The organism is Kutzneria sp. NPDC052558 (assembly GCF_044547355.1).
In the GTDB taxonomy this organism is placed as follows: domain Bacteria; phylum Actinomycetota; class Actinomycetes; order Mycobacteriales; family Pseudonocardiaceae; genus Kutzneria.
On the sequence record NZ_JBIUAG010000030.1, the window covers coordinates 67,512 to 79,556 of the forward strand.

Annotated in this window: 10 protein-coding genes; 3 read left to right on the forward strand and 7 right to left on the reverse strand. The window is 70.9% G+C overall.

Features of this window, described 5'->3' with window-relative positions; genetic code table 11:
* Window positions 1–172: 172 nt before the first annotated feature.
* Entirely contained in the window at window positions 173–394 is a 222-nt protein-coding gene (locus ACIG5F_RS38265) for a hypothetical protein (protein ID WP_396524926.1), read from the forward strand.
* 48 nt (window positions 395–442) lie between these two features.
* Here the strand turns inward: ACIG5F_RS38265 and eno are convergent, their stop codons facing one another.
* Together eno and ACIG5F_RS38275 are read right to left on the reverse strand one after the other, a co-directional pair.
* Window positions 443–1,729, reverse strand: coding sequence for a phosphopyruvate hydratase (gene eno, locus ACIG5F_RS38270; RefSeq protein ID WP_396524927.1), 1,287 nt, complete (start codon window positions 1,727–1,729; stop codon window positions 443–445).
* 28 nt (window positions 1,730–1,757) lie between these two features.
* Window positions 1,758–1,901 carry a hypothetical protein gene (locus tag ACIG5F_RS38275; protein ID WP_396524928.1) on the reverse strand — a complete coding sequence of 48 codons (144 nt, stop codon included), beginning with the start codon at window positions 1,899–1,901 and terminating at the stop codon, window positions 1,758–1,760.
* A gap of 207 nt (window positions 1,902–2,108) precedes the next feature.
* On the opposite strand from ACIG5F_RS38275, the gene ACIG5F_RS38280 reads away from it, so the two are divergent.
* Both ACIG5F_RS38280 and ACIG5F_RS38285 read left to right on the forward strand, forming a co-directional pair.
* On the forward strand, window positions 2,109–3,350 hold the full coding sequence (locus ACIG5F_RS38280; RefSeq protein WP_396524929.1) for a CynX/NimT family MFS transporter: 1,242 nt from the start codon (window positions 2,109–2,111) through the stop codon (window positions 3,348–3,350).
* A 195-nt stretch (window positions 3,351–3,545) separates the two neighbouring features.
* Entirely contained in the window at window positions 3,546–5,099 is a 1,554-nt protein-coding gene (locus tag ACIG5F_RS38285; RefSeq protein WP_396524930.1) for a M4 family metallopeptidase, read from the forward strand.
* A gap of 58 nt (window positions 5,100–5,157) precedes the next feature.
* Here ACIG5F_RS38285 and ACIG5F_RS38290 read toward each other — a convergent pair whose 3' ends face one another.
* The 5 genes from ACIG5F_RS38290 to ACIG5F_RS38310 all read right to left on the reverse strand — a co-directional run bounded on the left by ACIG5F_RS38290 (window position 5,158) and on the right by ACIG5F_RS38310 (window position 12,030).
* Complete coding sequence (locus ACIG5F_RS38290) at window positions 5,158–7,887, reverse strand: AAA family ATPase (protein WP_396524932.1); 2,730 nt, start codon at window positions 7,885–7,887, stop codon at window positions 5,158–5,160.
* Between the two features lie 200 nt (window positions 7,888–8,087).
* Window positions 8,088–8,318 (reverse strand): hypothetical protein, encoded by a 231-nt coding sequence (locus ACIG5F_RS38295; protein ID WP_396524933.1) that lies wholly within the window; start codon window positions 8,316–8,318, stop codon window positions 8,088–8,090.
* Window positions 8,319–8,343: 25 nt separating this feature from the next.
* Window positions 8,344–9,012: an ATP-binding cassette domain-containing protein gene (locus tag ACIG5F_RS38300; RefSeq protein WP_396524935.1), complete on the reverse strand. Its 669-nt coding sequence runs from the start codon at window positions 9,010–9,012 to the stop codon at window positions 8,344–8,346.
* A 135-nt stretch (window positions 9,013–9,147) separates the two neighbouring features.
* Entirely contained in the window at window positions 9,148–10,662 is a 1,515-nt protein-coding gene (locus tag ACIG5F_RS38305) for an MFS transporter (protein WP_396524936.1), read from the reverse strand.
* A gap of 168 nt (window positions 10,663–10,830) precedes the next feature.
* Window positions 10,831–12,030: a cytochrome P450 gene (locus ACIG5F_RS38310; protein WP_396524937.1), complete on the reverse strand. Its 1,200-nt coding sequence runs from the start codon at window positions 12,028–12,030 to the stop codon at window positions 10,831–10,833.
* Window positions 12,031–12,045: the final 15 nt, after the last annotated feature.

Here is a 12,045-nt window from a genome sequence, read left to right on the forward strand (position 1 = left end):
AGAGTTGTTTCCGCGCCGCGTCCATCCTCACGGCACAACCGGGCGTTGTCCAACAAGTAGTACGTCTGCCGTCGATAAACTCCGGTTATGGCGCGCCGTCGTCGCGGCCGGCCAGGTGCTCGACCAAGCCGCGGATCGTCGGGTGCCGCCCCAGCTCGGCCATCGTGATCCGGTGCTCGGTGACCGGGTGGGCGAGGTGCTGCGCCGGCACGCGCTGCTCATGGTCAAGCCGGACGAGCCCGTGGCGTGGATCGAGGTGGCCGAGGCCGTGCGCGAGAGCGGGGCGACGGTCGATCACTGGGATCTCGCCACCGTGGGCGCGAGCCTGATCGTGTGCGACGAACCCGGCGAGACGAAGCTGATCGCCAACCCGGACCCGGACTCCTGGGCCTGAGCCGGCGGCGGTCGGACGCGGGCCGCGCCCGCGTCCGACCGGGCGGCCTCAGCGGCGGCGGCCGGCCAGCGCGCTGCGGCCCGCGTACTCGGCCTGCGAGCCCAGCTCCTGCTCGACGCGGATGAGCTGGTTGTACTTGGCGGTCCGGTCGGACCGGGACAGCGAGCCGGTCTTGATCTGGCCGCAGTTCACCGCGACCGCGAGGTCGGCGATGGTGGCGTCCTCGGTCTCGCCCGAACGGTGCGACATGACCACCGAGTAGCCAGCCCGGAAGGCGGTGTTCACGGTCAGCAGCGTCTCGCTGAGCGTGCCGATCTGGTTGACCTTGACCAGGATCGAGTTGGAGATGCCCAGGTCGATGCCCTTGCGCAGCAGCTCGACGTTGGTGCAGTACAGGTCGTCGCCGACCAGCTGGCAGCGGTCGCCGATGGCGTCGGTGATCTGCTTCCAGCCGTCGAAGTCGTCCTGGGCCATGCCGTCCTCGATCGACACGATCGGGAACTTGTTCACCAGCTCGGTCAGGTAGGCGACGTGCTCCTCGACCGAGCGCTTGCGGCCCTCGCCCTTGTAGTCGTAGACGCCGTCGGCGTAGAACTCGGAGGCCGCCGGGTCCAGCAGCAGCGCGACGTCCTCGCCCGGGGTGTAGCCGGCCTTCTCGATCGCGCCGACCACGAACTCCAGCGCCTCGTCGGCCGAGTTCAGGTTGGGCGCGAAGCCGCCCTCGTCGCCGACGTTGGTGTTGTGGCCGGCGTCGTGCAGGGTCTTGCGCAGGGTGTGGAACACCTCGGAGCCGACCCGCACGGCCTCCTCGAAGCTCTCCGCGCCGACCGGCGCGATCATGAACTCCTGGAAGTCGATGGCGTTGTCGGCGTGCGCGCCGCCGTTGATGATGTTCATCATCGGCATCGGCAGCACGTGCGCGAACACGCCGCCGACGTAGCGGTACAGCGGCTGCTGGTGCGCGGCGGCGGCCGCCTTGGCCACGGCCAGCGAGACGCCGAGGGTGGCGTTGGCCCCCAGGCGGCCCTTGTTGGGCGTGCCGTCCAGCTCGATCATGGTCCGGTCGACCACGGCCTGGTCCTCGGCGTCGAGGCCGCGCACCGCCTCGGCGATCTCGCCGTTGACCGCGTCGACCGCCTTGCGCACGCCCTTGCCGTGGTACCGGGACTTGTCGCCGTCGCGGAGCTCGACGGCCTCATTGGTGCCGGTCGAGGCGCCCGACGGCACCGCGGCGCGGCCGAACGAGCCGTCCTTCAGCCGAACATCGACTTCGACGGTCGGGTTGCCCCGGCTGTCCAGGACCTGCCGTCCCACGACGCGCTCGATCGCGGTCATGTCGCTCCTCATGATGTGGGTGTATCGGTCAAGAAACATCTTGCACGTACTCGGCGCAACGAGCCAGCACCGCCTCCGCCTCGACGGTGACCGTCGCGGCGAAGTCCTCGCCCCATCTTGTCAGGAAGGGATCCTCGATCCCCGAACGGCCACCGGACAGCGCCTCCAGCACCCGCAGGAAGCACAGCGGCAGGTAGCCGAGCGCGTAGCCGCCCTCCTGGGTCAGCAGCAGCCGGCCGGCCGAGCACGCCTGAGCTCGACTCGGGAAATCGGGTTCGGGTGATCGGCGGTTGCCCGGGTTGGGCGGGCACTCGGTAGCCTCGGACTTCTGCCCGGGGGGCGCCCGCTCGCTTCCGCGGCCGACGACGGGGAGGAATCGATGCCTGCCGACCGTGACGCTTCGGGGATGTCCCGGCCGCCCGTTCCGACCCGGGGAAACGCGGAGTCCGTGGCCGCCCGGCCGCCCTCGGACCCGCGCCCCGCGCTGATCCTGCTCGGGGTCTTCCTGATCGCGACGAATCTGCGGGCGGCGATCACCAGCCTCGGGCCGGTCATCGGGATCGTGCAGTCGGATCAGGGACTCTCGTCGGTGGCGGCGTCGGTGCTGGTCAGCGTGCCGCTGATCGCGTTCGCGGCGTTCTCCCCGGTCGCCCCGGCGATCGCCGCCCGGCTGGGATTGGAACGCGCGCTCGGCGCGGCGCTGGCGTTGCTGGCCGTCGGGGTCGCGCTGCGTTCGACGCCGCCCCAGCCGCTGCTGTGGGCCGGCACCACGCTGCTCGGGATCGCGGTGGCGATGCTGAACGTGCTGCTGCCGTCGCTGGTCAAACGCGACTTCCCGGACCGCATCGGCCCGATCACCGGCGCGTACACCGCCACCCAGTCCGGGGTCGCCGCGATCGCCGCGGGCATCGCGGTTCCGCTGGCGGGCCAGGAATCCAGCGGCTGGCGGGTGTCGCTGGGCATCTGGGCCGGGCTCGCGGTCCTGGCGCTGGTCTTTTTCGCCCCGCAACTGCGCCGGCGCGCTCGATTCGTGCCGACGACCCGAGCCGGCAATCCGTGGAAGAGCGCGCTGGCGTGGCAGGTCACGCTGTTCATGGGCCTACAGTCGCTGGCCTTCTACGTGCTGGTGACGTGGCTGTCGTCCATCGAGCACGCCGCCGGCATCAGCCCGACGGTCGCGGGCTTCCACCAGCTGCTGTTCAACCTGTTCGGTCTCATTGGCAGCATGGTCTGCGCCGCGCTCGTGCACCGGCTGCCCGACCAGCGGCCGGTCGCGGTCGTCGGGTCGCTGCTGTTGATGGTCGCCCTGGCCGGGTGGTTGTTCGCGCCGGGCATGGCCATGGCGTGGGCGATCATCGCCGGCCTGTCCAGCGGGATCACGCTGGCCCTGTCGCTGTCCCTGTTCGGGCTGCGGACCCGCGACCACGCCGAGGCCGGCGCCTTGTCGGGCATGGCCCAGGCCGCCGGCTACACCCTGGCTGCGATCGGGCCGATCGCCATCGGCGCGGTGCACGACGCCACCGCGTCGTGGTCCCCGCCGCTGGCCGTGCTGCTGTCGCTGGTGGTGGTCCAGACCGTTTTCGGCGCGCTGGCCGCCCGCCCGAAGACCATAGGCGGGTAGCCCTCGGAACCCGAGCACACCGCACCAATGTCCGTTTTGGTGTGGTGTGCTCATATTTTTCGTCAAATTAACGACCTTCGTCGGGTTGTACGCCGTTCACCGCAACCAGGAGTGTGGGTCGCGGCCGACACCTTCACGCCGACCACGACCCCACCCGGGGCCGTGATCGCCCCTGCCCGAAGGAGAACACCGCCGATGGTTTTGCGACGACCACTGATCCTGCTCACCGCCGGAGTGCTGGCCGCGGCCGCGACCACAGCCGCGGTCGCCCAGGCCCGAACCGCCCCGAACACGGCGTCCCCGCTCACCGCGGACGCCATGGCCGTCACCGCGGCACAGAGCCTGGTCGCCTCCCGTCCCACCGCCCTGCACGCCAGCGCCGACGACACTTTCGCGCCGCACAAGGTGATCTCCTCGACCAACGGCCTCAAGTACGTGCCGTACGACCGCACCTACAAGGGACTGCCAGTGGTGGGCGGCGACTTCGTGGTGGCCACCAACTCCACCGGCCAGGTCGTGTCCACGTCCGTGGCCCAGGACAGCACCATCAACCTGGCCTCCACCACCCCGAAGCTGACCGCCGCCCAGGCCGAGGCGATCGCCCGCACGCAAGTGCCCACAGTGGACAGTGTGAGCGCTGCTCATCTTGTCGCATTCGCGCTCGGCACGCCCGCGCTGGCCTGGCAGAGCACCGTCGTCGGCCGCAACGCCGAGGGGCCGAGCAAACTCGACGTCGTCGTCGACGCCACCACCGGCAAGGTGCTGCACACCCAGGAGCACGTGCTCTACGGCGACGGGCAGGGCGTGTGGAACGGCCCCGAGCCGCTGCACATCGACACCAGCCAGACTTCGGGCGGCTACTCGATGACCGACCCGAACCTGACCAACGTCAGCTGCCAGGACGCCGACACCAACACCACGTTCACCAAGTCCACCGACAGCTGGGGCAACGGCGACGAGACGGACAAGGAGACCGGCTGCGTCGACGCCATCTACAGCATCCAGGCCGAGAACAAGATGCTGTCACAGTGGTTGGGCCGCAACAGTTTTGACGGCAACGGCGGCGGCTGGCCGATCCGCGTCGGGCTCGACGACGAGAACGCCTACTACGACGGCAGCCAGGTGCAGATCGGGCACAACGAGGCCGGGCAGTGGATTCCCGCCATCGACGTCATCGCCCATGAGCACGGGCACGGCATCGACGACCACACCCCCGGCGGCATCTCCGGCAACGGCACCCAGGAGTTCGTCGCCGACGTGTTCGGCGCCTCGACCGAGTGGTTCGCCAACGAGGCCGCGCCCTACGCCAAGCCCGACTTCCTGGTCGGCAACCAGGTGAACCTCGTCGGCTCGGGTCCGATCCGCAACATGTACAACCCGTCCGCGCTGGGCGACAAGAACTGCTACGACAGCTCCATCCCCAGCACCGAGGTGCACGCCGCCGCCGGCCCCGGCAATCACTGGTTCTACCTGCTGGCCGAGGGCACGAACCCCACCAACGGCCAGCCCACCAGCACCACCTGCAACAACACGTCGGTCACCGGCCTGGGCGTGCAGAACGCGCTGAAGATCTTCTACAACGCCATGCTGCTCAAGACCTCCAGCAGCTCCTACCTGAAGTACCGGACCTGGACGCTGACCGCGGCCAAGAACCTGTTCCCGGGCAGCTGCACCGAGTTCAACACGGTCAAGGCGGCGTGGAACGCGATCAGCGTGCCGGCCCAGTCGGGCGACCCGACCTGTAGCTGACCGTCCACACAGGACGGGGAGACGGCCTCGGCCGTCTCCCCGTTCTCGGCGTGAGGCCTCAGGAGTCGACGGTGGGGACGGCGGAGAGGCGGTCGGGGAGGTCGACGCGGCTGTTCACCTTGAGCTTGCGGTAGATGCGGGTGAGGTGCTGCTCGACGGTGCTGGGCGTGATGTTGAGGCGGTTGCTGATCTCGCGGTTGGTGTGGCCGCGGGCGGCGAGGCGGGCGACGCGGAGTTCGGCGTCGCTGAGCAGGGGGGTGTCGTGGCCGGGGTCGGCGTCGCCGTCCCGGACGACCTGGGTGGAGCGGGTGACGGCGAGCTGGTCGTTGACCTCGTGGTCGGCGGAGCGGGCGACGGTGCGGGCCCGGGAGAAGTCGCCGAGCTCGTCGTAAGCCTGGCTGAGCTCGGTCATGGCCCGGGCGCGCTCGAAGCGGTCGCCGTGCTCCTGGAGGGCGTCGATGGCCTCGTTGAGCAGGGCCGGCCGTTCCCGCAGGTCGCTGCACGCCGCGAGCACCCGCAGCGACCGGGCCCGGCTGTGGCTGCTGGTGGCCAGTTCGAGCTGCTCACGGGCGAGTTCGAGGGCGAACTTCCGGTTGCCCAGCACCAGGTGCGCCTCGGCCAGGTCGCCGCGCCACGGCACCAGCTCGGGGATGTCGATCCGCAGCTGCCGGGCGACGTCGCCGCAGTGGGTGAAGTCGGCCACGGCCGCGAGCACCTGCCCGGTGGCCAGGTAGTGCAGGCCACGGGCCCGCACGTACGACAGCCCCAGCGTGGAATCGCTGATGGCCGCCGGGACGGCCTGGCCGACCAGCTCGGCCGCCTCCTCGTGCCGGCCGAGCGCGGTGGTGGCCAACAGCAGCACCGACAGCGGCAGGGCGATCATCACGCCCCAGTTCGGCGCGGGCAGCACGGTCAGCGCCCGCCGGCCCAGCGCGACGGCCTCCTCCAGATCGCCCATGCGGAAAGCGATTTCCGCCCGCAGCGCGGTCAGCAGGCCCTGCCCGGTGGCGGACGCGCGCTGGGTCGCCTCCTCGATGAGGCCGTCGCACCAGTAGGCGGCCAGGTCGGGGCGACCGGCGTACATCAGCACGAACACAGCCGACGTGACGGCCTCCAGCATGTTCTCCCCGAGCCGGTAGCTGCGCAGGATGTAGCTGGCGTTGCGGACGACCTGCTCGTTGGGGCTCTCGTGGAACACCGAGCGCAGCGACAGCGCGGCCCTGATCCAGGGGCTGGGACTGGCGGCGCACATCCGCTCGGCCCGGGCCACGCACCCGCAGTCCTCCCCCAGGCCGTACACCCACTGGTGCCCGACCAGGAACATCGCCGCCCCGACGGGATCGTCGGTCGCCCCGCCCATGGCCATGACCCGCTCGATGCCGGCGTGGTGGTCGCGGGCGTTGCCGTGCCACAGCACGTACCGCATGACCATCGACATGTCCATCTCGGACCGCCGGTTCTCCCGCAGGGCGTCCAGCAGCGGGGTCAGCCGCAGGCCGGCGAGCGTGGGATTGACCCACCACAGCGCCCGGACCAGCGCGAGGACGATCTCGGTGTGCTCGGGCTCGTCCTGGCAGGCGGCCGCGGCCAGGTCGAGCGCCCGCACCGCGAAGTCGACGTTGTCGGTGGCCAGTGCCCGTTTCGCGCTCTCCCGCAGCGCGGCGACGGCCCAGGCCTCGGGCGCCGCACCGGCGGCGATCAGGTGCCGGGCGACCTCGTCCGACGACGCCCCGTGCTGGTAGAGCACTTCCGCCGCGCGCAGGTGCATCGGCGACTGCTCGGCCGGGGCGATGGCGTCGAGCACGGCGGCCGCGCCCTGCTCGTGCCGGAACCGGAAGTCGACCAGCAGACCGGCGCTGGTCAGCACCTCGATCTCCGCGTCAACCACGGCCGCGGGCAGATCGGCCAGCGCCGCCACGAGATCGAGGGTCGCGTGACCGTCCAGCATCGCCACCGCCCGGGCCACCACCAGCAGTCCCGGCTCCCAGCGGTGCAGGCAGGCCAGCACGGCCTGGCGGTAGGCCCGGCCGGCCACCGGCTCCTCGCCGAAGGCGAGCTCGGGGTTGTCCTTGACCAGCGCGCCGACCAGCAGCGGATTGCCCCCGGTCACCGTGTGGAAGCCCCGGGCCGAGGCCACGGTCGTCGGCCGGCCGCTCTCGGCGGCCACCAGCTCGGCCACAGCCTCGGGGGGCAGCAGGCCCAGGCCGATGTGCCGGTGCGGCAGCCGCATGATCTCGGCGCGGAACATCGGGTGCGTCGGCGACGGGCGCTCCCACTCGTTCATGGCCAACAGAATCCGTGCCCGGGTCACGCGCCGGCGCAGATACAGCAGGACCTGCAACGACGCCTCGTCGGCGAAGTGCACGTCGTCGATCGCGATCATCAGCGGTCCGTGGCCAGCCAGCTCCAGCAGCAGGTCGCACAGCGCGCGCACGGTGCGCGGATCGGACTGCCGCGCGGTCGAGGAATCGTCCTCGGGGTCGGCCCCGTCCGCCGGCTCGGCGGACAGCAGCGGCCGGGCCCGGTCCAGGATCTCGCCCGGCACGGAGGGGGTGTGGAACAGCTGGTCGATCACGCCCAGGCGCAGCCGGCGCTCGGCCCGCGCGCCGGTGGCGGTCAGCAGCCGTGCCCCGTCGGCCACCGCCTCGTCGCAACACCGCCGCAGCAGCGCCGTCTTGCCGCCGCCCAACCCCCCGGTCACCAACAGGACCCGGCCCTTGCCCTCCTTGACCTCGGCCAGCGCGGTCCGAAACGCGACCAGCTCCTCGCTGCGGTGAACGAACGACATCCGCGACACGTCCCCAGCCTCATATCCCCAGTTCCAGCAGCCACGGCCGTGAGTCTTTCGCACCAGGCAAACATTTACCCGCACCCACCGTCACGACCCCCAGGTGATCACCTGATCACATAACGCAATTCCATGGTCAAGCAACACGCCGTCCCGGTCAATCCCGTACCCCTCAAGACAGTGGGAACCGCCAACATCGGTCAGGTCGACAGGTCGATCAGGTCGGCCGCGACCAGACTCACCACGCAGGCGTCGAGATAGGGGCGGATTCGACCACTGTCGGTCCGCCACGCCTCGGCCAGCGTGACCGCGGCCGCGTCCCGACACCAGTCGTGCCGGCGCAGCACGATCCACATCGCGGTCATCAGCGGACCGCACCGGTACCGCGAGCCGGTGGCGGCGACCAGCACCAGGTTGCCCGATCTGGTCACGGTCGCCTCCACGTCGTCCCGGCAGTTAGCGTGCGCCCAGCAGCCACACATCGTCGCTGACTCCATCGATTTGCTCGCCGGAGAACACCACGGTCCCGCCACTCGCGGTGAACCGGTCGAACAGGGCGGCGATCGTCCGGGCCGAGTCCGGGTCCACGCCGCGAAAGGGCTCGTCCAGCACCAGCAGCCGCGGACCGGTCAGCAGCGCCCGGGCCAGGTGCAGCCGGCTGCGCATGCCCGGCGTGTAGTGCGCGACCGGCTCGTCGGCGGCATCGCCGAGCCCGGTCAGGTCCAGCAGTTCCGTTGACGCCGCAACAACTTCCTCCGCGCGCAGCCCGTGCAGCAGGCCGGCCCCGGTCAGCATCGCCCAGCCGGATTCGGCCCGCGACGGCGCGCCGCCGTCCAGCGGAGTGCTGGCCACCAGGCGGGTGGCGCGATCCCATTCCCGCCACACGTCGACGCCGAACACCCGCACGCTGCCCTCGTCCGGCGGCAGCACTCCAGCCAGCATGGCCAGCAGCGTCGTCTTGCCCCGGCCGGCGACCGCGACCACGCTTCCCGGCCGGGCCCGCAGATCGAGCCCGGTCACCACGACGTCGTCGCCGAACTGCTTGTGCAGCCCGGTGATCAGCACGGCCGGCGCGGATCGGGGCCGGCGGGCCGGCGGGGACACCGTCGAAACCGAAGAGAGCATCAGAACCTCCATGCGCCACAACCACTTCGTCGTGACCGACCCTAGGGACCGGCGACCGACGAGCACATCCGGAGGATACCCCGAGTAATCCCTCAACTACCCTGGGGACATAGACCTACCCCCCAACGGCCGAACCTAACTGGTCCGGTCGTCGGACGACCGCCGGGTCGCGACCACCGCCGCCAGCAGCGCCGCGGCGATCATGAGGACGGCTCCCACCACCGCCGCCGCGTGCATGCCGTCGCTGAAGGCCGTACGGGCCGCGGAAAGCAGCAACGCGCCCGTGTCCCCGCCCTGCTGCTCGGCGAGCGCCACCGCGTCGCCGAGGGTCTGGCCGGCGGCGCGCACGGTGGCCTCGGGCAGGCCGGGCGGGGCGCCCCGGGCCAGTTCGAGGTGGTAGGTCGCCGCGCCGACGCTGCCGAGGATCGTCACCCCGAGCGCGCCGCCGAACTCCGAACCGGCCTCCAGCACCGCCGATGCCGCGCCTGCCCGTTCGACCGGCGCGTTGGCCACGGCCACGTCCGAGGCCAACGCCTGCACGACGCCAATGCCCAGACCCACCAACGAGAGCCCGACCACGATGGCGACCAGGCCGGCGCCGGCGATGAACACAAAACCGACGGCCGCCAGCACCATTCCCCCGGCGATGAGCACGCCGGGGGAGATCCACCGGGCCAGCGCGGCCGCGCCAGCCGAGCCCACACCGGCCAGCACGGCCGCCGGCAGGGTCCACAGGCCGGCCGCCAGCGGCCCGAAGCCCAGCACGGACTGGAGGTACTGGGCGACGAAGAAGAACATGCCCACCAGCGCGAACACGGCCATGGTGCTGGAGATCAGCGCGGTCGTGAACGGCAGGTTGCCGAACAGCGCCAGGGAGAGCATCGGCCGTTCCAGCCGGCGCTGGCGGCGCAGGAACAGCGCGCCGACGCCCAACCCGACCACGATGAAACCGATGTCCGGCCAGGCGAAGCCGTCGGCGGCGATCGTCTTGACCCCGTAGATCACCGGGAGCACCGCCGCCAGCGACAGCGTCGCGCTGAGCAGGTCGAACGGGCCGGGCCGGGGATCTCGGTACTCGGGCAGCAGGCGCCAGCCGATCAGCAGCAATGGCAGCAGCAGCGGGACGTTGACCAGAAACACCGAGCCCCAGGGGAAATGCTGCAACAGCAGGCCCCCGGCGATCGGGCCCAGCGCGCCGCCGGCGGCGAACGTGCCGGCCCACACCGCGATCGCGAACCGGCGCTGCTGCCCGTCCTGGAACATCGTGCGGATCAGCGACAACGTGGACGGGAGCACGGCCGCCGCCGCGGCCCCGTGCACGGCCCGGACCAGCACCAGCACCCAGGCCACGGTGGTGACCGCGGCCGCGACCGAGAACAGCGCCAGCACGACCGAGCCGATCAGCAGCAGCCGGCGCCGGCCGATCCGGTCGCCCAGACTGCCCATCACCAGCAGGAGTCCGGCCAGCACGTAGGCATAGACGTCGACGATCCAGAGCAGCTCGACGCTGCTCGGGGCCAGGCTCGCGCTGACGAAGGGCAGCGCGAAGCTGAGCACGGTGGCGGTGACCGAGATCGCCAACACCGGCAGGATGAGCACCACGAGTCCGAGCCACTGGCGCGGCCCGGCTTTCACGACAACGCTCGTCATGGCCAAACTCTACGCGTGGCAAGGCTTTTCCGGGGCAGGCCGGATGAAACCATTGCACGTCAAGGGAAATCGTTATACGAGCACTCCTCGACACAGGCGCGCGACGGAGTCCAGGACCGCACCGGCCCTGGACTCCGTCTCGTCACCGCACCGGGGGCCGCTCCGCCGTCACCAGCTCACCGGCAGCGCGTGCAGCCCGAACAGCATTCCGTTGTACTTGAAGGGAAGTTCCTCGAACGGCTGCCCGAGCCGCAGCTCGGGGATCCGGTCGAACAGCACCCGGTAGGCGATCTCCAGCTCCACCCGGGCCAGGCTCATGCCCAGGCACTGGTGGTAGCCGTGCCCGAACGCGATGTGCCGCCGGTAGCCCCGATCCGGGTCGAACTCGGCCGCACCGGGGAACACCGACTCGTCGTGGTTGGCCGCGCCCAGCGACACCACGACGCCCTCGCCCGCCCTGATCAGCCGGCCGCCCACCTCGACGTCGGCCAGCGCGACCCGGGCCACGTTGACATCGGCGATCGAGTGGTAGCGCAGCAACTCCTCGACCACGTCCGGATAGCGTTCGGGCTGCCGGCGCAGCATCGCCCGCAGCTGCGGCGACCGGATCAGGTGCACGATGCCCAGCGAGATCATGTTGGCCGTGGACTCGTGCCCGCCGGCCAGCAGCAGCGCACCGATGCTGGACAGCTGCTCATGGTCCAGCGCGCCCTCGGCCATCGGGCCGGTGACCAGCCGGCCGATCACGTCGTCGGTCGGGTGGTCCATCTTGTCGGCCACCAGCTTGCCGATATAGGCGACGATGTCGCCGAACGCCGCCTCGAAGTCCGCCGGCGACGAGGCCAGGCTGACCGCCGCCGACACCCGGGACTGGAAGAAGTCCCGATCCTCGTAGGGAACTCCGAGCAGGCCGCAGATCACCAGCGACGGCAGCGCCAGCGAGTAGGTCTGCACCAGGTCGGTGGAGTCGCCGGCGGCGAGCATCTCGTCGACCAGCCCCTCGGCGTAGCGCTCGATCTCCGCCCGCATCTGCTTGGCCCGCCGCACCGTGAACTCGGGGATGAGCATCCGCCGGTAGGTGGTGTGGTCGGGCTGGTCCATCTCCACGAACATCGGCGTGCGCTCGTCGGCCGCGGGCGCCTGCCCCGGTTGCAGCACCGGATAGCCCGGGCGGGTGGAGTTGTTGCTGAAGCGAGCATCGCTCAGCACGGCGTGCGCGTCGGCCAGCCTGGTCACCAGCCAGGCGGAGCCGCCGGTGGGCAGCTCGACCCGGGTGATCGGGCCGCGCAGCTCGGCGTAGCCGTCGGGCTGGGCGAACGGGCACGCCGGTTGGCGGCCCATCGGAAACGCGGGTAGTGCACCCGTCATTCGTGTTCTCCTCTC

Excerpts from the sequence above, each read along its gene's own strand:
- eno (WP_396524927.1), bottom strand. The coding sequence starts at position 1,729 with ATGACCGCGATCGAGCGCGTCGTGGGACGGCAGGTCCTGGACAGCCGG.
- ACIG5F_RS38290 (WP_396524932.1), bottom strand. The coding sequence starts at position 7,887 with ATGTCGTTCGTTCACCGCAGCGAGGAGCTGGTCGCGTTTCGGACCGCG.
- ACIG5F_RS38310 (WP_396524937.1), bottom strand. The coding sequence starts at position 12,030 with ATGACGGGTGCACTACCCGCGTTTCCGATGGGCCGCCAACCGGCGTGC.
- ACIG5F_RS38305 (WP_396524936.1), bottom strand. The coding sequence starts at position 10,662 with ATGACGAGCGTTGTCGTGAAAGCCGGGCCGCGCCAGTGGCTCGGACTC.
- ACIG5F_RS38285 (WP_396524930.1), top strand. The coding sequence starts at position 3,546 with ATGGTTTTGCGACGACCACTGATCCTGCTCACCGCCGGAGTGCTGGCC.
- ACIG5F_RS38280 (WP_396524929.1), top strand. The coding sequence starts at position 2,109 with ATGCCTGCCGACCGTGACGCTTCGGGGATGTCCCGGCCGCCCGTTCCG.
- ACIG5F_RS38300 (WP_396524935.1), bottom strand. The coding sequence starts at position 9,012 with ATGCTCTCTTCGGTTTCGACGGTGTCCCCGCCGGCCCGCCGGCCCCGA.